The sequence below is a fragment of the Inquilinus limosus genome (assembly GCF_002195995.1).
Classification (GTDB): Bacteria; Pseudomonadota; Alphaproteobacteria; order DSM-16000; family Inquilinaceae; genus Inquilinus; species Inquilinus limosus_C.
In genome coordinates, this window is sequence record NZ_NHON01000016.1 from 153,227 (window position 1) to 173,663 (window position 20,437).

General features: G+C 70.2%; 19 protein-coding genes and 1 pseudogene. 14 read left to right on the top strand and 6 right to left on the bottom strand.

Annotated features, from left to right (window positions below; genetic code table 11):
* The first annotated feature begins 28 nt into the window (after positions 1 to 28).
* The 6 genes from radA to BWR60_RS11550 all read left to right on the top strand — a co-directional run bounded on the left by radA (position 29) and on the right by BWR60_RS11550 (position 5,511).
* The gene (gene radA, locus BWR60_RS11525; RefSeq protein ID WP_088151157.1) at positions 29 to 1,465 is read left to right on the top strand and encodes a DNA repair protein RadA; all 1,437 of its coding nucleotides are present in this window, start codon (positions 29 to 31) and stop codon (positions 1,463 to 1,465) included.
* Positions 1,401 to 2,198, top strand: a complete 798-nt coding sequence (locus BWR60_RS11530) for a CvpA family protein (RefSeq protein ID WP_088151158.1) — start codon at positions 1,401 to 1,403, stop codon at positions 2,196 to 2,198. The genes radA and BWR60_RS11530 overlap by 65 nt, the downstream gene beginning before the upstream one ends.
* Before the next feature lie 107 nt (positions 2,199 to 2,305).
* Positions 2,306 to 3,772: an amidophosphoribosyltransferase gene (gene purF, locus BWR60_RS11535; RefSeq protein WP_088151159.1), complete on the top strand. Its 1,467-nt coding sequence runs from the start codon at positions 2,306 to 2,308 to the stop codon at positions 3,770 to 3,772.
* A 4-nt stretch (positions 3,773 to 3,776) separates the two neighbouring features.
* On the top strand, positions 3,777 to 4,496 hold the full coding sequence (locus BWR60_RS11540; protein WP_088151160.1) for an SDR family NAD(P)-dependent oxidoreductase: 720 nt from the start codon (positions 3,777 to 3,779) through the stop codon (positions 4,494 to 4,496).
* A 68-nt stretch (positions 4,497 to 4,564) separates the two neighbouring features.
* The gene (locus BWR60_RS11545) at positions 4,565 to 5,089 is read left to right on the top strand and encodes a hypothetical protein (RefSeq protein WP_144445590.1); all 525 of its coding nucleotides are present in this window, start codon (positions 4,565 to 4,567) and stop codon (positions 5,087 to 5,089) included.
* Positions 5,089 to 5,511 carry a hypothetical protein gene (locus BWR60_RS11550; RefSeq protein WP_088151162.1) on the top strand — a complete coding sequence of 141 codons (423 nt, stop codon included), beginning with the start codon at positions 5,089 to 5,091 and terminating at the stop codon, positions 5,509 to 5,511. Before BWR60_RS11545 ends, BWR60_RS11550 begins: the two co-directional genes overlap by 1 nt.
* Before the next feature lie 7 nt (positions 5,512 to 5,518).
* On the opposite strand, the gene BWR60_RS11555 is transcribed toward BWR60_RS11550, so the two are convergent.
* The 5 genes from BWR60_RS11555 to BWR60_RS11575 form a co-directional block, all read right to left on the bottom strand.
* Complete coding sequence (locus tag BWR60_RS11555; RefSeq protein WP_088151163.1) at positions 5,519 to 6,697, bottom strand: alpha/beta hydrolase-fold protein; 1,179 nt, start codon at positions 6,695 to 6,697, stop codon at positions 5,519 to 5,521.
* A 62-nt stretch (positions 6,698 to 6,759) separates the two neighbouring features.
* Positions 6,760 to 7,839, bottom strand: a complete 1,080-nt coding sequence (locus tag BWR60_RS11560; protein WP_088151164.1) for an alpha/beta hydrolase-fold protein — start codon at positions 7,837 to 7,839, stop codon at positions 6,760 to 6,762.
* Positions 7,832 to 8,722: a 3-hydroxyisobutyrate dehydrogenase gene (mmsB, locus tag BWR60_RS11565; protein ID WP_088151165.1), complete on the bottom strand. Its 891-nt coding sequence runs from the start codon at positions 8,720 to 8,722 to the stop codon at positions 7,832 to 7,834. The genes BWR60_RS11560 and mmsB overlap by 8 nt, the downstream gene beginning before the upstream one ends.
* Before the next feature lie 40 nt (positions 8,723 to 8,762).
* Positions 8,763 to 9,830: an enoyl-CoA hydratase/isomerase family protein gene (locus tag BWR60_RS11570; RefSeq protein WP_088151166.1), complete on the bottom strand. Its 1,068-nt coding sequence runs from the start codon at positions 9,828 to 9,830 to the stop codon at positions 8,763 to 8,765.
* Between the two features lie 16 nt (positions 9,831 to 9,846).
* Complete coding sequence (locus tag BWR60_RS11575) at positions 9,847 to 10,986, bottom strand: acyl-CoA dehydrogenase family protein (RefSeq protein ID WP_088151167.1); 1,140 nt, start codon at positions 10,984 to 10,986, stop codon at positions 9,847 to 9,849.
* A gap of 210 nt (positions 10,987 to 11,196) precedes the next feature.
* Between BWR60_RS11575 and BWR60_RS11580 the strand changes: the two genes are divergently transcribed.
* A complete protein-coding gene (locus BWR60_RS11580) occupies positions 11,197 to 11,601 on the top strand; it encodes a heme-binding protein (protein WP_088151168.1) in 405 nt (134 codons plus the stop codon).
* A gap of 100 nt (positions 11,602 to 11,701) precedes the next feature.
* Complete coding sequence (locus tag BWR60_RS11585) at positions 11,702 to 12,928, top strand: phenylacetate--CoA ligase family protein (RefSeq protein ID WP_088151169.1); 1,227 nt, start codon at positions 11,702 to 11,704, stop codon at positions 12,926 to 12,928.
* Between the two features lie 233 nt (positions 12,929 to 13,161).
* On the opposite strand, the gene BWR60_RS11590 is transcribed toward BWR60_RS11585, so the two are convergent.
* A complete protein-coding gene (locus tag BWR60_RS11590) occupies positions 13,162 to 13,767 on the bottom strand; it encodes a hypothetical protein (RefSeq protein WP_144445591.1) in 606 nt (201 codons plus the stop codon).
* A 756-nt stretch (positions 13,768 to 14,523) separates the two neighbouring features.
* On the opposite strand from BWR60_RS11590, the gene BWR60_RS11595 reads away from it, so the two are divergent.
* The 6 genes and pseudogenes from BWR60_RS11595 to BWR60_RS11615 all read left to right on the top strand — a co-directional run bounded on the left by BWR60_RS11595 (position 14,524) and on the right by BWR60_RS11615 (position 20,412).
* Entirely contained in the window at positions 14,524 to 15,546 is a 1,023-nt protein-coding gene (locus BWR60_RS11595) for an MBL fold metallo-hydrolase (RefSeq protein ID WP_218823446.1), read from the top strand.
* 140 nt (positions 15,547 to 15,686) lie between these two features.
* Complete coding sequence (locus tag BWR60_RS11600) at positions 15,687 to 16,466, top strand: SDR family oxidoreductase (protein ID WP_088151172.1); 780 nt, start codon at positions 15,687 to 15,689, stop codon at positions 16,464 to 16,466.
* A gap of 349 nt (positions 16,467 to 16,815) precedes the next feature.
* A pseudogene (locus BWR60_RS11605) lies at positions 16,816 to 17,919 on the top strand (tryptophan 2,3-dioxygenase family protein); the annotation flags it as partial.
* On the top strand, positions 17,916 to 19,085 hold the full coding sequence (locus BWR60_RS11610; RefSeq protein ID WP_088151174.1) for an aminotransferase: 1,170 nt from the start codon (positions 17,916 to 17,918) through the stop codon (positions 19,083 to 19,085). The pseudogene BWR60_RS11605 and the gene BWR60_RS11610, both read left to right, overlap by 4 nt.
* Complete coding sequence (locus BWR60_RS36320) at positions 19,082 to 19,435, top strand: hypothetical protein (protein ID WP_144445592.1); 354 nt, start codon at positions 19,082 to 19,084, stop codon at positions 19,433 to 19,435. The genes BWR60_RS11610 and BWR60_RS36320 overlap by 4 nt, the downstream gene beginning before the upstream one ends.
* Entirely contained in the window at positions 19,435 to 20,412 is a 978-nt protein-coding gene (locus tag BWR60_RS11615; protein ID WP_144445593.1) for a phosphotransferase family protein, read from the top strand. Before BWR60_RS36320 ends, BWR60_RS11615 begins: the two co-directional genes overlap by 1 nt.
* The last annotated feature ends 25 nt before the right edge of the window (positions 20,413 to 20,437 follow it).

Below are 20,437 nucleotides of genomic sequence, written 5' to 3' on the forward strand. Positions count from 1 at the left end.
CGTTCGCCTTCCCCAATAGGATCTCTCCGTGGCGAAGAACGCGACCCGATACATCTGCCAGAACTGCGGCTCCAGCTACACCCGCTGGGCCGGGCGTTGCGATTCCTGTGGTGAGTGGAACACCCTGGTCGAGGAGGTGGTCGAGGCCGCGCCCAAGGCCTTCGGCGGCGCCAAGGCTGGCGGCGGCCGGGCCATCGCCTTCACCGACCTGGCCTCGGCCACGATCGACGAGCCGCGCTGGCGCAGCGGCAATGACGAGTTCGACCGGGTCTGCGGCGGCGGCATCGTCCCCGGCTCGGCCATCCTGATCGGCGGCGATCCGGGCATCGGCAAGTCGACCCTGCTGCTGCAGGTGTTGTGCCGCCTGGCCGGCAGCATCGAATGCGCCTACGTGTCCGGCGAGGAGGCGGTCGACCAGATCCGCATGCGGGCGCAACGCCTCGGCCTGGCCCAGGCGCCGGTGCGCCTCGCCGCCTCGTCCAATGTCCGCGACATCATCGCCGCCATGGATCGGGCCGACGGGCCGAAGGTCGTGGTGATCGATTCGATCCAGACCATGTTCCTCGACGCGCTGGAAAGCGCGCCGGGCACCGTGGCCCAGGTCCGCGCCTCCGCCGCCGAGCTGATCCGCCACGCCAAGCGCCGCGGCACCGCCCTGCTGATCGTCGGCCATGTCACCAAGGACGGCGCCATCGCCGGCCCGCGCGTGCTGGAGCACATGGTCGACACCGTGCTCTATTTCGAGGGCGAGCGCGGCCACCAGTTCCGCATCCTGCGCGCGGTCAAGAACCGCTTCGGCGCGACCGACGAGATCGGCGTGTTCGAGATGACCGATGGCGGGCTGGCCGAGGTCAGCAACCCGTCCGAGCTGTTCCTGGCCGACCGCAGCGGCGACGTCTCAGGCGCCGCGGTCTTCGCCGGGCTCGAGGGCACCCGGCCGGTGCTGGTCGAGATCCAGGCCCTGGTCGCGCCCTCGCCGCTCGGCACCCCGCGCCGCGCCGTGGTCGGCTGGGACAATGCCCGCCTCGCCATGGTGCTGGCGGTGCTGGAGGCGCGCTGCGGCGTCGCCATCGGCATGAACGACGTCTACCTCAACGTCGCCGGCGGCCTGCGCATCGCCGAGCCGGCGGCGGACCTGGCGGTGGCGGCCGCCCTGCTCTCCTCCCTCACCGGCGTGCCGGTGCCGCGTGACACCGTGGTGTTCGGCGAGATCGGCCTGTCCGGCGAGATCCGGGCGGTGGGCCAGGGCGACGCGCGGCTGAAGGAAGCCGCGAAGCTTGGATTCGCCGCCGCGATCGTGCCACAAGGGCACCCGAAGCGGGGCCGTGCCCCCAGCCGCGACGCACTGCCGATCGAGCGGCGCAGCATCGCCCGGCTGGAGGAGCTGGTGGCGCTGTTCCATGTCGACGGGCGCGGCGCTTCTTCAGGCCGCCGCAGGAGTTTCGAGGAGACCGATCCTGGATAGCCTTCCCATCGCCGCCGGCGACATCGCAATCCTGATCATCCTCGCCATCTCCGCCTTCCTGGCGCTGGCGCGCGGCTTCGTGGCCGAGGTGCTGTCGATCGCCGGCTGGCTCGGCGCCGCGCTGGTGACGCTGTGGACCTATGGCGACGCCAAGCCCTATCTGCGCCAATACATCCAGATGCAGCTGCTGGCCGACATCCTGACCGGGGTCGGCATCTTCGTCGTGGCGCTGGTGATCTTCTCCACCATCAGCCACCTGATCGCCCGGGTGGTGAAGGGCTCGGCCCTCAGCGCCGTCGACCGCTCGCTCGGCTTCGTCTTCGGCATCGTCCGCGGCGCTGTGCTGGTCTGCCTGGCCTATCTGCTGCTGACCTGGGTGTTCCCCGAGACCCGCCGGCCGCCCTGGCTGGAGAACGCCCGGATGCTGCCCTGGGTGCAGGCCGGCGCCGAGTATCTGAAGAGCCTGGTGCCGCAGGAGGCGCTGGCCGGCGCCCTGGACAAGGCCAAGGAGGCTGCGCCGGCCTTGACGCCGCAGACCATCACCGACCCGATCGGCAGCCTGCTGAACCAGAATCAGGCGCAGCCCCAGGGCCAGCCGCCGGCCCCCGCGCCTGCCCCGGCCCAACCACAGCCGGCCCAGCCTCAGCAAACCCAGCCGCAGCACGTCCAGCCGGCCGCTCCGGCGCCGGCTTCGCCGGCTGTGACTCCGACACCCAAGACGTCGACGCATTAGGCCCCCCCGTCGAACGCGGGTGCAACCGGTGGCGGTTGACATTATATAGGCCGCAGACGTTCCGAATGGCGCCGATGGCGCCCAGGACCAGGAGCCCTCGCGGCGATATGCTGACGACCGACCCCTTCGACCTCACCGGTGACACGCTCCGTGAGGAGTGCGGCATCTTTGGCATCATGGGGCATCCCGAGGCCGCCGCGATGACGGCGCTGGGGCTGCACGCGCTGCAGCACCGGGGTCAGGAAGCCTGCGGCATCGTCTCCCATGACGGCGAGCAGTTCCATGTCCACCGCGCCAACGGCCTGGTCGGCGACGCCTTCTCATCCCAGTCGGTGGTCGGCCAGCTCAAGGGCAACGCCGCGATCGGTCATGACCGCTACGCCACCACCGGCGGCGCCGGGCTGCGCAACGTCCAGCCGCTGTTCGCGGATTTCGAGTTCGGCGGCTTCGCCATCTCGCACAATGGCAACCTGACCAATGCCGGCCGGCTGCGGCACCAGCTGGTCAGCCGCGGCTGCCTGTTCCAGTCGACCTCGGACACCGAGGTGTTCCTGCACCTGATGGCGACGGCCCGCGGCGGCAACGTGATCGACCGGCTGGTCGAGGCGATGCGCCAGGTCGAGGGCGCCTATTCGCTGATCGCCCTGTCGCCCGATCACGTCATCGGCATCCGCGACCCGATGGGCTTCCGCCCGCTGGTGCTGGGCAAGCTGGAGACCGCGTCGGGCACCAGCCATGTGCTGGCGTCGGAGACCTGTGCCCTCGACATCATCGACGCCGAGTTCGTGCGCGACGTCGAGCCGGGCGAGATGGTGGTGCTGACCGCCGAGGGCATGACCAGCATCAAGCCGTTCCAGCCGGCCGAGCGGCGCTTCTGCATCTTCGAATACATCTACTTCGCCCGGCCCGACAGCGTGGTCGAGGGCACCTCGGTCTACGAGGCGCGGCGGCGGATCGGGGCCGAGCTGGCGATCGAATCGCCGGTCGATGCCGACGTCATCATCCCGGTGCCGGATTCGGGCGTGCCCTCGGCCATCGGCTTCGCCGGGCAGAGCGGCGTGCCGTTCGAGCTGGGCATCATCCGCAACCACTATGTCGGCCGCACCTTCATCGAGCCGACCGACCAGATCCGCCATCTCGGCGTGCGCCTGAAGCACAACGCCAACCGGGCGATGATCGAGGGCCGCCGGGTGGTGCTGGTCGATGATTCGATCGTGCGCGGCACCACCAGCCAGAAGATCGTGAAGATGGTGCGCGCCGCCGGCGCCAAGGAGGTCCATATGCGGATCTCCAGCCCGCCGACGACCAACCCCTGCTTCTACGGCGTCGACACGCCGGAGAAGTCGAAGCTGCTGGCGAGCAACTATTCGGTGCAGCAGATGGCCGAGCTGATCGGTGTCGACAGCCTGGCCTTCATCTCGATCGACGGGCTGTACCGGGCCATGGGCGCGCCGAAGCGGGCCGGCAATGCCCGCCAGTTCTGCGATGCCTGCTTCACCGGCGACTATCCGACGCCGCTGACCGACCACACGGCGGCGCCGCGCCGCAGCTCCGCCCTCTCCGAGCGCGTCTGACCTGATGGCTGGGACCAACAGGCCTTTGGAAGGCCGGATCGCGCTCGTCACCGGTGCGTCGCGCGGCTTCGGCGCCGCGGTCGCGGTGCGTCTCGCCGCTGCCGGCGCCCATGTCGTCTGCGCCGCCCGCACTGTCGGCGGGCTGGAGCAGACCGACGATGCCATCAAGGCCGTCGGCGGCAGCGCCACGCTGGTGCCGATGGACCTGTTCAAGTTCGAACAGATCGACCTGCTCGGCGGCTCGCTGGCTCAGCGCTTCGGCAAGCTCGACCTGCTGGTCGCCAACGCCGCGATGCTCGGCCATCTCGGCCCGGTCGCCTACAGCGACCAGAAGGTCTGGGGCCAGGTGCTGGACCTCAACCTCAACGCCAATTACCGGCTGATCCGCTCGGTCGACGCCCTGCTGCGCGCCGCCGCGGCGCCGCGCGCGGTCTTCGTCACCGACCGCATCGCCCGCAGCGGCATCGCCTATTGGAGCGCCTATGCCGTGGCCAAGGCAGGGCTGGACACGCTCGCCGGGCTCTATGCGGCGGAGACGGCGAAGACGCCGCTGCGCGTGGCGCTGTTCCATCCCGGCCCGATGGCCACCCGCCTGCGCGAGCAGGGCTTCCCGGGCGAGGCCGCCAATGCCCAGCCGGCGCCCGACGCCGCCGCCGACCGCCTGACGGCCCGGCTGCTGTCGGAGGACGGCCTCGCCGCCGGCAAGGTCGCCGACTGGGACTAGGGTCCCCATAATCTCTTCACATTTGCGCTGAAGAGTGCCCGCGGTTCCTTGGGGGAGAGAACGGCGAAATGACACGCATGGCGATGATCGCGCTGGCCTTGGCCCTGGCGGCCGGCCCGGCGGCGGCACAAGCCTTGTCGCAGGCGGAGGTCCTGCAGCTGGCGAAGGACGCCTGCAAGGCCAGGGACTTCACCATGATGTTCGGCTATTTCGCCCAGAATGACGGCGTGCGGGCCGCCCTCACCGCGCCCGAAGTGCAGATCCGCAGCCTCGCCAAGCCAAGTCAGGTCCAGCGCACCGTCAAGGGCGCGGAGTATCGCGACTTCAAGATCGCGATGATCGACTACGGCTTCTTCGATGCCGAATCGGCCGACCGCTTCGACGCAGGCCAGTCCGAGGCGCTGGAGTCCCTGAAGCTCGACATCACCGAGCAGCCCGGCGGCTCCTATCGCGTCGCCTATGTGAAGGCCGAATACGGCCCGCCCGGCGAGGATGAGGAGATCGGCGAGCTGATCCGCACCTACGGCCAGCCCGGTGCGTATCTGTTCGAGCCGCGCGACGGCTGCTGGCAATTGACCCGGGATTTCCGCTGATGCGCCGGCTGCTCCCTGCCCTGCTGCTCGCCGCCGGCATCGGCGCCGCCGCTCCGGCCGAAGCCGCCGCTCCTGCCTGCCCGTCGACCGACATCGACGCCTTCCTCAAGGCCTTCATCGACGATGTCGCCGTGCAGCGCGCCTTCACGGCGCAGCCGTTGCACGACCAATATGTCGACGCCACGGCGGATCCCGAGCCGCGGCCGGTGACCCAGATGCTGTCCGAGCCCGCGCTGACCTTCCCGGTGATCCCGACCCGCAACGAACGGGCGACGCTGGGCCTCGAGCAGACGTGGCTGGAGCGCGGCGACCAGCGGGCGGTGCTGCGGCTGGCCAAGCCGGACACCGACCTGCAGCTGACCTACGTCTTCCGCAAGCAGGGCTGCTGGCAGCTGGTCGAGCGGCAGGACGACTCGCTCTGATCCCCGGTCAGTCCCGGAAGATCTTCTGCAGGAAATCGGCCAGCGAGGGGCGCCACACCGCCATCTCGTGATAAAGGCCGGGATATTCCTTGTAGTCGTAGCGGATGCCGGTGGCGTCGAGGTCCTTGCGAAGGCCGGCGATGTCCTTGCCGGTGATGGTGTCGTCGCTGCCGACCGTGACGATGAAGCCGCGCAGGCCGGCATTGACCTTGGCCGGCTCGGCCAGTGCCTTGGCGATGCCGGCATCGGGCACCGTGGTTTGCGACACGCCGCTGAAGGTCGCCAGCCAGGCGAAGGTGCCGAGATGGCCGAGGCCGGACACCAGCGCCTGGTAGCCGCCCTGCGACAGGCCGGCGAGCGCCCGGCCGGTCGCGTCGGTGCGGACCCGGTAATGCGCCTCCATATACGGAATGATGTCCCCGATCAGCTCGCGGTCGGCGGCGGCCGCGTTCGCCGGATAGAAGGTCTGGCGCCGGGTCGCGCCCGGGAAATCCTCCGCCACCGCCGCGGCGATGTCGGTCTCGGTGTCCGGGATCACCACGATCATCGGCACGATCTTCTTCTCGGCCAACAGATTGTCGAGGATCTGCGGCGCCCTTCCCTGGGTGACCCAGGACCACACCGTGTCGCCGAAGCCGTGATAGAGGTACAGCACCGGCAGCGGCGCTGACCCGTCGCCATAGCCCGGCGGCGTCCACACCAGCATCTGCCGTTCGGAACCCAGCGCCTGGCTGGACAGGGTCACGACCCGCAGGTCGCCATGCGGCACCGGCCTGGTGTCGACGATGCTGCCCGGCACCAGGATCAGGCTGGTGTTGACCTGGCGCTGCGGCTTCGGCCCGGCGGTGCCGATGTCCGTGGCGCGGAAGCCGTCGACGTTGAAGTAGTACTCGTAGAGGTCGGGTTCGACCGGGCCGGCCGCGACGCTCCAGACGCCGCGCCCGTCCTTCGTCATCGGCGTCGCCTTTACCTTGGCCGGGTCCATCGAGCCGAACACGACCGAGACGGCCTTCGCCTCCGGCGCGAACAGCCGGAAGGTGATGCGGCGGTCCGCCTCGACCCGGGTGACGAAGTCGCGCAGCGGCTGGTCGGTCGGCGGCAGGGCGGGGATGCCGGGATCGGCGGCCATCGACGGCGCCCCGCTCAGCGCCAGGAGAACCGCGATGGAGACGGAGATCTTGCGCATTGGAGGCTCTCCCGAGTCGTCAGGCTGCGATTATGCCCGACGAGCGGAAGGAACCGATCCGGTCACGTCTTGAAGATCACCTGCAGGAAGTCGATCAGCGACGGCCGCCACACCGCCATCTCATGGGCCAGGCCGGGATATTCGGTGTAGCGGTGGCGGATGCCGGCCGCGTCCAGCGCCCGGAGCAGGCCGCGGGTGTCGTCCCCGGTTATCGTGTCCTCCGCGCCCAATGTGATGCTGAAGTCGCGCAGCGTGGCGTTGACCCGGTCCGGCTCCGCCAGCGCCCGGGCGATGCCGTCATGCGGCACCGTCGCCTGCGACACGCCGCTGAAGGTGCCCAGCCAGGCGAAACGGCCGAGATGGCCGAGGCCGGAGACCACCGCCTGGTAGCCGCCCTGGGACAGGCCGGCGATCGCCCGCCCCGCCGCATCGGTCCGCACCCGGTATTGGGCTTCCAGATGCGGGAGGATGTCCTGCATCAGCTCGCGGTCCACCGCGGCCGCGTTGGGCGGGTAGAAGTCGCGGCGGCGGGTGGCGTCCGGGAACTCCTCCGGGACCGCGCCGGGGATATCCGCCTCAGTCCCGGCGAAGACCACGAGCATCGGCGCGATCCGGCCCTCGGCCAGCAGGTTGTCGAGGATCTGCGGCGCCCGGCCCTGCAGCACCCAGGACCACGCCGTGTCGCCATAGCCGTGATAGAGCACCAGCACCGGCAGCGGGGCGGAGGCGTCGCCATAGCCCGGCGGGGTCCAGACCAGGAATTGCCGCTCCATCCCCAGGGCCATGCTGTGCCGGGTCACCACCCGCAGGTCGCCATGCGGCACCGGCCGCGTGTCGAGGATGCTGCCCGGCACCAGGATCAGGCTGGCGTCGAGCTGGCGCTGCGGCTTCGGCGTCGCCGTGCCGGTGTCGGGCGCGGCGAAGCCGTCGACATTGAAACCATATTCGTACAGTCCGGGCTCGAGCGGGCCCAGCACCGCCTCCCACACGCCCTCTCCGTTCCGGGCCAGCGGCACGGAGCCGACCGGATGGAAGTTGACCGTCACCGACCGGGCGGCCGGCGCCACCAGCCGGACCGTGATGCGCCGGTCGGGCCCGACCCGGGTCAGCCGGTCACGCTGCAGCCCGGCCGGCTCACTCACCGGAGATCATCTTGAAGATGCCAGAGAAATCAGTGTCCTGCTGCCCGTCGTTCACAAACAGGGTGTAGAGCGAAGCGGCCGCGGCACCGAGCGGCGTGGCGGCGCCGGCGGCCTGGGCCGCAGCCTGCGACAGGCGCAGATCCTTCAGCATCATCGCCGCGGTGAAGCCGGGCTTGTAGTCGCGATTGGCCGGCGAGGTCGGCACCGGCCCCGGCACCGGGCAGTAGGTCGTCAGCGACCAGCACTGGCCGGAGCTCTTGGACGACACGTCGAACAGCTTCTGCCGCTCCAGCCCCAGCTTGTCGGCCAAAGCGAAGGCCTCCGACACCGCGATCATCGAGATGCCGAGCACCATGTTGTTGCAGATCTTGGCCGCCTGGCCGGTGCCGGGGCCGCCGGTATGGATGACCGCCTTGCCCATCGCCTGCAGCACCGGCTCGGCCCGCCCGAAGGCGTCGTCCGCGCCGCCGACCATGAAGGTCAGGGTGCCGGCCGCGGCGCCGCCGGTGCCGCCGGAGACCGGGGCATCGACCATGGCGAAGCCGCGCGATGCCGCCTCCTTCGCGATCAGCCGGGCGCTGTCGACATCGATGGTCGAGCAGTCGATCAAGAGCGCCCCCGCCGGCGCGCCGGCGCAGACGCCCTTGTCGCCGAGATAGGCCTCGCGGGCATGGCCGCCGGTCGGCAGCATGCTGATCACCACTTGGGCGTCGTCCACCGCCGCGGCGATCGACGGCTTGGCGGCAATGCCCTCTTTCGCCACCGCCTCGCGCACCGCATCCACCGGGTCGAAGCCGGTCACCTGGTGCCCGGCCTTGACCAGATTCAGCGCCATCGGCCGGCCCATATGGCCGAGCCCGAGAAAGGCGATACGCAGCGACATCGGAGTCCTCCCAACCAGGCGTGAGCCGCCCGTCCTTGGTTCAGTCGAAGCTCAGCTCGCGGCCGGGCAGCGGCTGGAAATAGGCGGCGACGGCGGCGTCGTCCACCTCGCCCAGCGTCGCAGGCCGCCAGGTGGGGTCGCGGGTCTTGTCGACCAGTTGCGCCCGCACGCCCTCGAAGAAGTCCGGCTTGGCGAGGAAGCGGTGGACCATGCGGTATTCCATCGCCGCCACCGCGTCATAGATCATGGTCTTGCCCTGGCGGATCTGCCGCAGCGTCACCTTCAGACTGGTCGGCGACCCGGCGCGGATCTGCGCCGCCGCTTCCTGCGCCCAGTCGCCGGGCTCGGCATCCAGCGCCGCCAGGATCGCCTCGACCGTGTCATGGCCGAAGCAGCGGTCGATCGCCGGGCGCAGCGGCGCCAGCGCCGGCGTGCCCGGGTCGACGGCGAAGCGCCGCAGCACCTGCTCCGCCACCACCCCGCCCTGGCCGATCCACTCTGCATCGGCCAGCGCCGCGACCAGATCGTCGACCCGGTCGGAGGCGACGTGATGCGTGCCCATCCGGCTGTACAGCATGTCGGCGGCACCGATCCGCGCCCCGGTCAGGGCCAGATAGGTGCCGACCTCCCCCGGGCAGCGCGACAGGAACCAGCCGCCGCCGATGTCCGGGAACAGGCCGATGCCGCATTCCGGCATGGCGCTCAGCGTCTTGCCGGTGGTCACCCGGTGCGAGCCGTGCACCGACAGGCCCAGGCCCCCGCCCATGGTCACGCCGTCCAGCAGTGCGATCCAGGGCTTGGGGAAATGGTGGATGGAGTGGTTCAGCCGGTACTCGACCCAGAAGAAGTCCTCATCCCGGTCGTCGCCCGGCACGCCGGATTGCGGCCCCCGCTCATACACGGCGCGGATGTCGCCGCCGGCGCAGAAGGCGCGGTCGCCGGCGCCGCGCACCACCACGGCATGCAGCTCCGGATCCTCCGCCCATTCCGCCATCCGCGGCAGCAGCGCCCGGCACATCGGCAGCGTCAGCGCGTTCAGCGCCTTCGGCCGGTTCAGCGTCACGATGGCGATCGGCCCCTCGCGGTCGATCAGGATCTCGTCGGTCATGACAGGTCTTCCGGCCTCACTCCGCCAGCAGGCGGCGGGCCACGATCAGGCGCATGATCTCGTTGGTGCCTTCCAGGATCTGGTTGACGCGGACGTCGCGCAGGAAGCGCTCCACCGGATACTCCTTGATATAGCCGTAGCCGCCATGCAGCTGCAGCGCATCGTTGCAGATCCGGAAGCCGGCGTCGGTGGCGAAGCGCTTGGCCATGGCGCAATGCTGGGTCGCGTCCGGGTCGCGCCGGTCCAGCGAATCCGCGGCGCGGTGGATCATCAGCCGGGCCGCGTCGAGGTCGATCGCCATGTCGGCCAGCTTGAACTGCAGGGCCTGGAACTCCGCGATCTTCCGGCCGAACTGGCTGCGCTGCAGCATGTGGCCGCGCGCCGCCTCCAGGCAGGCCCGGGCGCCCCCCAGCGAGCAGGCGCCGATGTTGACCCGGCCGCCATCGAGCCCCTTCATGGCGAAGGTGAAGCCCTGCCCCTCCTCGCCCAGCCGGTTGGCGACCGGCACGCGGCAATCCTCGAAGATCACCATGGTGGTGACCTGGCTGTTCCAGCCCAGCTTCTTCTCCTTCTTGCCGAAGGACAGGCCGGGCGTGCCCTTCTCGACCAGGATCGCCGAGATGCCCTTCGGCCCCGCCTCGCCGGTCCGCGCCATCACGACATAGAGGTCGGAGGTCGAGCCGCCGGAGATGAAGGCCTTGGTGCCGTTCAGCACGTAATGGTCGCCGTCGCGCACCGCGCGGGTGCGCAGCGACGCGGCGTCGGAGCCGGAGCCGGGCTCGGTCAGGCAGTAGCTGGCGAAGCGCTCCATCGTCATCATCGACGGCAGGAAGCGCGCCTTCAGCTCCTCCGACCCGAAGCTGTCGATCATCCAGCCGACCATGTTGTGGATCGAGACATAGGCGGCGGTGGAGACGCAGGCCGCCGCCAGCTCCTCGAACACGATCGCGGCGTCGCGCCGGGTCAGGCCGCTGCCGCCATGCGCCTCGCCGCAATAGATGCCGGCGAAGCCCAGCGCCGCGGCCTGGCGCAGCGTGTCGACCGGGAAGATCTGCTCCTCGTCCCAGCGGGCGGCATGGGGGGCCATCTGCTCCGCGGCGAAGGCGCGCGCGGCATCGCGGATGGCGTCTTGTTCGGCGTTCAGCGTGAAGCTCATGGGAATGAGCGTGGCCGCAACCGGCCCCGGGATCAAGTGGGCTCGCGTACGATTCTTTCGCGAGACCAGGTCTGTCATCGCCGGGCTTGACCCGGCGATCCGGGGGCCACCCAGAGCAGCCTCGACATCTCTGGATGCCCGGGTCAAGCCCGGGCATGACAACAAAGGGGATGCTTCACTATCCTTCCACATCCGTCGCCGGAGAGCGTCATGCCCGACTTCGCCCCCGCCCTCGCCGAAGCCCAGGCCGTGCTGGCGGCCGCCCTGGCCGAGGCCGGCCGCCGCGAGCAGCAGGTCGCGGCGGTGGTGGTCGACCGTGGCGGCCATGTCGTCGCCGCGGCGCGGATGGACGGCGTCGGCCACCTGGTGCTGGAGATCGCCCGCCGCCGCGCCGCCGCGGCGATGCACCTCGGCGAGCCGACGCGCGATCCCGCCCTGCGCCTGGCCCGCGACCCGGCCGAGGCGGCGCAGCTGGCCGGGCTGGGAGAGATCCTGGTGCAGCCCGGCGGCTTCCCCTGGCGCGACGCCGGCGCGGTGGTCGGCGCCCTCGGCATCGCCGGTGCCGGGGCGGAGGATGACCACGCCATCGGCGATGTCGCGATCGGCATGCTGTAGCCGCCCGTCGCCGCACGCCGGGGATCGGCATTGTACCACCCGGCCGGCGGCGTCATGGTTGGGACCGGAGCCTCGACACGACACAGGGTGGGTCCAGCCCATGGCCGAGCATTACGACGATCTCGAGACCCGTCCGGCGGAGGAGCGGGAGGCGGCGCTGCTGGCCGAGCTGCCGGCCCAGATCGCCCATGCCAGGACCTCTGCCCCCGGCTATGCCAAGCGCCTGGCCGGGATCGACCCGGCGGCGGTGACCAGCCGGGCCGAGCTGGCGGAGCTGCCGCTGACCCGGAAGTCCGAGCTGCCGGCGATCCAGGGCGTCGACCTGCCCTTCGGCGGGCTGACCACGATCCGGCCGGGGCAGTTCCGCCGGGTCTACAGCTCCCCCGGCCCGATCTACGAGGGCGAGGCGCACGGGATCGACACGTGGCGCACCGCCCGCGCCCTGTTCGCCAGCGGCTTCCGCGAGGGCGACATCCTGCAGAACTGCTTCTCCTACCATTTCACCCCGGCCGGGACGATGTTCGAGACCGGGGCCGAGGCGCTGGGCTGCGCCGTGATCCCGGCCGGCACCGGCAACACCGAGCTGCAGGCGCGGGCGATGGCCGACCTGAAGCCGCGCGGCTATGTCGGCCCGCCCGATTTCCTCAAGCTGATCCTGGAGAAGGCCGACCAGCTGGGCCACGACACCGCCGCGCTGACGCTGGCCCATCTCTCCGGCGGGCCGCTGCTGCCGCCGCTGCGCGAGTTCTACGCCGCCCGCGGCATCGACCTGTTCCAGAGCTACGGCACCGCCGATCTCGGCCTGATCGCCTACGAGACCGCGGCGCATGAGGGGCTGGTGCTGGCCGAGGGCATCCTGGTCGAGATCGTGCGCCCCGGCACCGGCGACCCGGTGCCAGAGGGCGAGGTCGGCGAGGTGGTGGTGACCAGCTTCGACCGCTGCGCGCCCTGGATCCGCTTCGCCACCGGCGACCTCTCGGCGATCCTGCCCGGGCGCAGCCCCTGCGGCCGCACCGCGCCGCGGCTGCGCGGCTGGCTGGGCCGGGCCGACCAGAGCACCAAGGTGCGCGGCCTGTTCATCCATCCCGGCCAGGTCGCCGAGGTGCTGAAGCGCCACGGGCTGGAACGCGGCCGGCTCGTGGTGGGCAGCCAGCTGGGCATCGACGAGGCGGTGCTGCAGGTGGAAAGCGCCGACGCCGCCGTGGCCGACGCCGTGGCCGAGACGGTGATGGAACTGGCCAAGCTGCGCGCCGCGGTCGCCGTGGTGCCGCCGGGCAGCCTGCCGAATGACGGCAAGGTGATCGAGGACACCCGCAAGCTGCAGTGAGCGGCGGCGTGATCATCCGATCTTCAGGATAGGACGCGCGGCCTCTCCCGCGCCTCCCCGGGTCAAGCCCCGGGGAGGAGAGGCAAAATCATCCGGCCCTGTTGGCTGACTCGCCAACCCACATCGTCATTGCGAGCGCAGCGAAGCAATCCATGCAGCAGCTTGCACGGGACGATGGATTGCTTCGTCGGCTTCGCCTCCTCGCAATGACGGTGTGGGAGGCGCCAAGGCCGCTAGCTGCTGTCCGGTTTCGACGGCGCCGGCATGGGCAGGCCGACGGCGGACTCGGCCGGCTCGACCGACCAATCCCCAGCAGGCTCGCGATCGGCGGCCTCCGTCGGCGGGTCAGCGGCCGTCACCTCGGCCCGCTCGTCGCGGCCCCGCGGCAGCGGGATCGAGGGCGGCGGGCGGCCGATCTTGCGGCACACCGCCTGCACGAACTCCTCCTCCGACAGCGTGTCGAGCTGCGCGTCGAGGATCTCGTCCTCGACCAGCGTCTCCCACACCACCGATCGCAGATGCTCGGCGCCCTCGCCATCCGCGGGGGTCGCGATCGCCTTGGTCACGGTCTCGGTGACCTGCTCCCGCCGCTGCCGCCGGCGCTGCTGCTCGCCCGACGCCTCGCGCTCGCCCCGCCGCATCAGGTAGTCGACGCGGATCCGCTCGACCATCGCCACCGACAGCCGCAGCGACCGCGACAGCCGCGACTGGATCAGACCGAAATCGAGCGGCGAGTCCCTGTCCGCCCTCTCCTGCTGCCGCTCGGTCATCCGCTTGCTGCGCATGTCGATCTCGGCCGCCTCSCGCACCATGTGCAGCGCCCATCCCGTCCACTGCATGTCGGGATCGGTCGGCCGGATCGGTTCGGATGGCGTCTYGTSCATRGAACGYATCATGAACGAAAATCGCGGAGCCGCGCAATGAACATTGTGTTTGCTTAAGTCCGCGGTTCCTCCCGCGCCGCCATTGTGCGCCCAGGCAGATCACTGTCACTGCCCCGAATCGACCGAGGCTGTGTGAAAACGCTGCGCCGTCGTTCTTGCCGGCAATTCCGTTGCGGTGCGGGCCGCCATCCAGAATCTTTCATGCTGCGGTGGCAGCCGCTTCCGGTGGGAGATTGCGCTGCAGTCGCCGTCGGTTGCGTTTTCANTGTGAAAACGCTGCGCCGTCGTTCTTGCCGGCAATTCCGTTGCGGTGCGGGCCGCCATCCAGAATCTTTCATGCTGCGGTGGCAGCCGCTTCCGGTGGGAGATTGCGCTGCAGTCGCCGTCGGTTGCGTTTTCACACGCCCTGGACCCTGAGCGGACGATCTCGGCCTCTATGGCCTCCGCGAAGCGGACATCTCCAGTCGTTTTCACCGCCTCCATGATCCTGGCCAAACCCGTCCCCACGGCCTAGAGCACCTATACTTCGGCATCATATATCTGCGACCGCGCGAACTCATAAGGTCCGCACGCCGCGCATTTGGTGCGAGGCAAGTCGAAAGATTCCGTCGACCGGGAATACTTGATTCAACAATCAGGACAGCTTCAATGTCGCAGAGACTTGCACGCCGCTTTGTTGGGGCGCTCTCCATGGGCTCCTCGATGTCAAGCGTGCTGGCGATCGTTCTTGGGCTGTCGTCCGCGAATGGTGCGTGGGCGCAATCAGCGGCGCGGCCCGGGGAAGCGGGCGCAGCCTACCAGGAGATGCCGGCGATCGCCCCGATCGGCGTCCGCGTGGACCGGTATCTGCCGCTCCCGACCCCCACCGCGGTGCCGTCGGTGGATCCCGCCAAGGGGTACCGCCTCCAGCAGCTGGGCGGAGGTCTCTACATGGTGACCGACAATGCATACCAGTCGATGTTCCTGGTCTATGACAAGGGTGTCGTGGTGGTGGATGCGCCGCCCAGCTATTCAGCGCATCTGAAGCAAGCGATCGCGGATGTGACGGATCGGCCGGTCACCCATCTGATCTACAGCCATGCCCACATCGATCATATCGGCGGCGCGGCGGATCTGGGGGGACACCCCATCATCATCGCCCAGGAGGAGACGAAGCGCCTGCTCGTTCGGGCAAACGATCCGAAGCGGCCCGTGCCCACGATCGCGTTCAAGGACCGTTACACGCTGAAGGTCGGCAGCCAGGTCTTGGAGCTCAGCTATCACGGTGTCGCCCATGAGCCCGGCAACATCTTCATCTGGGCGCCCGCGCAGAAGGTGCTGATGGTGGTCGATATCGTCTTTCCGGGTTGGATGGCGTGGTCAGGCTTCGCCGACGCACAGAATGTGCCTGGCTATTTCGAGCAGGTCGCCGAGATCGACAAGATTCCATTCGAGACCTTGGTCGGCGGGCATGTGGACCGCGTCGGGACCCACGCCGACGTGCGCGAACAGCTCGAATTCATGAATGACGTCAAGTCGGCCACTGCGACAGCGCTTCAGACCACCCCCGTCGGCGTCGGGATGGATGATGCGGACAAGGCCAACCCCTGGGCGGTGGCTGACAACTACATCGACCGCGTGGTGGTGAAGTGCGTCAACGCGGTGACGCCCAAATGGCAGTCGCGCCTGGCGGCGTACGACGTCTTCATCTGGTCTCAGTGCTTCGCCATGCAGCAGAGCCTTCGGATCGACTGAACGCTCGTTTCAGCTGCGCGATCGACGTCACGGCTCGAGTCTCCGGAAGATCGTTGGACCGGCGCGTGAGGCGTGCGCCGGCGCCGGGTTCGAGCACCGTTCTACCGGTCCCTGACCGGGCGTTGGAAAAGGAGGATGACATGGATCTCGGGCTGAAGGGGCGGCAGGCCGTGGTCTGCGCGTCGAGCCGGGGGCTCGGGCGGGCCTGTGCGCTGGAATTGGCGCGGGCCGGTTGCGATGTGGTGGTCAACGGCCGCGACCGGGCGGTGCTGGAGAGGACCGCCGACGAGATCCGGGCCGAGACCGGGGCGGAGGTGATCGCCGTCGCCGGCGACGTCACCACCCGCGCCGGACAGGACGCGCTGCTGCAGGCCGCGCCCCGGGTCGACATCCTGGTCAACAACAATGGCGGCCCGCCGCTGCGCGACTTCCGCGAGATCGACCGCGAGGCATTGCTGGCCGGTGTGGTCGGCAACATGGCGGCGCCGATCGAGCTGGTGCAGCGGGTGATCGACGGCATGGTCGAGCGGCGCTTCGGCCGCATCGTCAACATCACCTCGGCCACGGTGAAGATGCCGATCGCAAGGCTCGACCTGTCCAGCGGCGCCCGGGCCGGGCTGACCGGCTTCCTCGCCGGCGTGGCGCGGTCGGTGGCGCATGCCAACGTCACCATCAACTTCCTGCTGCCTGGGGCGTTCGAAACTCGCCGGCGCCGCTCGAACGAGCAGGCGGCAGCCGAACGACGCGGTATTCCGGTCGAAACCGTGCGGCAAGAGACCCAGGCCGGCATTCCCGCCGGGCGCTTCGGCGACGCCTCCGAATTTGGCGCCGCCTGCGCCTTCTTGTGCTCGGGTCAGGCCGGTTACATCACCGGGCAGAGCCTCCTGATCGATGGCGGCGCCTACCCCGGGGTCTTGTAGGGTTTCGGCCGATCAGGGAGGGGCGAGAGTTGTTTCTCGAAATCGTTGTCCGTTGCCGCCGCTCGACCCTGTCAGGCTGAATTTCCGCTTCGGGTAGAATCCCGTCATGTCCGCTTCGGAGGGCTGGGTCCGACGGCCGGATATGGCGCATCGCGGACATAGGCCTCCGCCAGACCCGTCCGGTCATGCCGAAGCGCGCGCCCGGCCATCATCACTCGTCGCCGGCTATCCCCGGCCCTGACGGGCACCGCGCCCGCTTGCCGTCTCCGGCGCCGACGCGCTAGCCTCCCGACATCATCAGCACTGGACCGCGGTCGACTTCGGTCGGCAACCGGCAGCCACCGGGAGACGCGCCATGGCCGAACCAGGCGTCCACTACGCATCCTATCTGCAGCTCGACCAGCTGCTCGACCTGCAGGACCGCGAGAGCGAGAAGGCCGGCCGCCCGGCGCATGACGAGATGCTGTTCATCGTCGTGCACCAGGCCTATGAGCTGTGGTTCAAGCAGATCCTGTTCGAGCTCGACGCCGTGCAGGGCGTGTTCGCCGCCGACCGGGTTGACGACCGCGCCATCGGCCGCGCCAGCCGGGCGCTGCACCGCATCCACGAGATCCTGAAGCTCGGCGTGCACCAGCTCGACGTGCTCGAGACCATGACGCCGCTCGACTTCCTCGATTTCCGCGACCTGCTGCGCCCGGCCTCGGGGTTCCAGAGCGCGCAGTTCCGGATGATCGAGATCCGCCTCGGCCTGCGCGCCGACGACCGGCTGGCCTATGAGGGCAAGTCCTTCGAGACCCGGCTGGAATCGCCGGGCCGCGAGCGCGTGGTCGAAGCATCCGGCCAGCCCAGCCTGTTCGACCAGCTCGACGCCTGGCTGGCCCGCACGCCCTTCATCGAGCTCGGCGGCTACCGCTTCCGCGAGGCCTATCGCCAGGCGATGGTGGCGATGCTGGAGGGCGATATCGGCCACCTGACCGCCCATCCGACGCTGGACGAGGCGGCGCGCGAGGCCGAGGTGGCGGCGCTGCGCAAGGCGCTGTCCCGCTTCGACGCGCTGTTCGACGAGGCGCGCCATGCCGAGGAGGCGGCGCAGGGCGCCTGGCGGATGTCCTGGCGTGCCCTGCAGGCGGCGCTGTTCATCAACCTGTACCGCGACGAGCCGGCGCTGCAGGTGCCGTTCGGCCTCTTGAGCCTGCTGATGGACATCGACGAGACCATGACGCTGTGGCGCTACCGCCACGCGCTGATGGTGCAGCGCATGATCGGGCTGAAGACCGGCACCGGCGGCTCCTCCGGCCATGACTACCTGGCGCGCACGGCGGAGCGGCACCGCGTGTTCGGCGACCTGTTCACCCTGTCGACCTACCTGATCCCGCGCTCGGCCCTGCCGCCGCTGCCGGAGGAGATCACCCGCCGCACCGGCCTGTCCTATGGCGAGGGAGCCGGGGCATGAGCTTCAGGCCACTGTTCTCCCGCTTCCTGGCGGCGGCGCCGGAGCGGCTGCATCTGGCGGCGCACAGCCATCATCTGTGGCCCGACGCGGTCTACGAGGCGCAGCTTCGATACGTCGAGGACACCGCCCGGCTGGCCGACCACAAATGGGAGACGGTGTTCGGCGATGTGGTGCCGCGGCTGCAGGCGCGGATCGCCGCGATCCTCAGCCTGCCCGACCCGGCCTCCCTCGCCTTCGCGCCGAACACGCATGAATTCGTCAAGCGGCTGCTGTCCTGCCTGCCGGCGAACCGGCCGGCCCGGGTGCTGGCCACCGATTCCGAGTTCCACAGCTTCCGCCGCCAGATCGCGCGGCTGGAAGAGGATGGGCTGGTCGAGGTCACCCGGGTGGCGCAGGAGCCGACCGCCGACTTCCCCGCCCGCTTCGCCGCGGCGGCCGGGGCCGGCGGCCATGACCTGGTGTTCTTCAGCCAGGTGTTCTTCAACTCCGGCTACGCCGTGCCCGACCTGGCGGCGCTGGTGGCGGCGGTGCCGGACCCGCAGACGCTGGTCGCGGTCGACGGCTATCACGGCTTCATGGCGCTGCCGACGGACCTCTCGGTGATCGCCGGGCGCGCCTTCTACATCGCCGGCGGCTACAAATACGCCATGGCCGGCGAAGGCGCCTGTTTCCTGCATGTGCCGCCCGGCTACGGTCCGCGGCCGCGCGACACCGGCTGGTACGCCGCCTTCGGTGCGCTGGCCGGGGCGCAGGATGGGCGCGTGCCCTATGGCACCGACGGCAGCCGCTTCCTCGGCTCGACCTTCGACCCCTCCGGCCTGTACCGAATGCTGGCCGTGCTCGACCTGCTGGCGGAGCGCGGCCTCGGCGTGCCTGAGATCCACGCCCATGTGCTGGCGGTGCAGAAGGCCTTCGCCGGGGCGCTCGACCGGGCCGGCCATCCGGACCTCGCCCGCGGCCGGCTGCTGGTGCCGCTGGACACGCCGGCGCGCGGCCATTTCCTGACCTATCGCACCGACGCCGCCGGCGCGATCGACGACCGGCTGCGCGCGGCCGGCATCGTCGTCGACCATCGCGACGACCGGCTGCGCTTCGGCTTCGGCCTGTATCACGACCTGGCGGAGGTGCCGGCCATGACCGACCGGGTGCTGCGGGCGCTGCGATGATCAGGCCGGAGGCGCCGATCAAGGCCACCGGCCTGATCCTGGTCGGCTTCGCCATGATCTACGGCGCCTTCGCCGGCGTGCATGACGGCGCGCCGGAGCGGACCGGGCTGATCTTCCAGGAATGGGGCGCCGACGGGATCTTCTGGAGCTATCTCGCCGCGGCGGGGCTCTCGATCCTGATCGGCGGCTGGTGGCTGTCGCGCTGGTTCCGGCAGCTCCGGCAGGTGATGGCCTCGGCGACCGCGGCGCGGCCGCTCTGGGCCGGTCGCGTCGCCCTGGGGCTGTGCGCGCTGCTGACCCTGGCCGGCGCCGCCTTCCTGCTGTTCCGGCTGACGACGCTCGGCCTCTGATGCGCGAGGATTGGTCGAGGCCCTATCCGGCTGCCGTCATCAGCCCGGACGAGGCGACCGCGCTGGTCCGGTCCCTGCCCGGCCAGCCGGCGGTGCTGCGGGTCGCCGAGCTTTCGGGCGGGCTCGCCAACACCAATCTCCGCCTCGACCTCGAAAGCCATCCTCCGGTGGTGCTGCGGCTGTACCAGCGCGACCCGGCCCAGGCGGCGAAGGAGCGGGCGATCCACGCCCTTGCCGCCGGGCGCGGCCTCCCCGCTCCTCGCCTCCTGGGCGGTGGCGACGACCCTTCGACCGGCCTGCCCTTCGGCCTGCTCGAATGGATCGACGGTCAGCGGCTGGACGAGGCTGCCCGGGACCTGGACGACACCGCGCTGCCACCCCTCGCCCGCTCCGTCGGCGCGGCGCTGGCGGCGATCCATGCGGTGGCCTTCGACCGCAGCGGTTTCCTCGACGGGTCGCTGACGGTGGCCGAGCCGGTCGATATCGGTGGCGGCGGGCTGGTCGGCTTCCTGCGCCATGTGCTGATCGACGGGCCCGGCGGCGACCGGCTGGGCCGCGACCTGGCCGACCGCCTGGTCGCCTTCGCCGAGCGCGAGGCCGGGCTGCTCGACCGCTGGCCCGGCCCGCCCTGCCTGACCCATTCCGATTTCGGCGGCACCAACATCCTGGTCCGCCAGGGGCCGGAGGGCTGGGCCGTCGCCGCCGTGCTGGACTGGGAGTTCGCCTTCGCCGGCAGCCCGTTCTTCGATCTCGGCAACCTGCTGCGGCCGCCGCTCGGCACCCGGCCCGGCTTCGCCGAGGCCGCCGCCGCCGGCTACCGCGCGGCGGGCGGCACGCTGCCGGCGGAGTGGCGCCGGATGGCGGCGCTGGCCGACCTGTTCAGCTGGGCCGAGTTCCTGACCCGCCCGGCCGTCTCCGATGCGGTGGTCGCCACGGCCCGGGTGCGGATCACGGAGACGATGGTGCTCTGGGACTAGAGCGGAATGAGTTTACGTCCTTGCC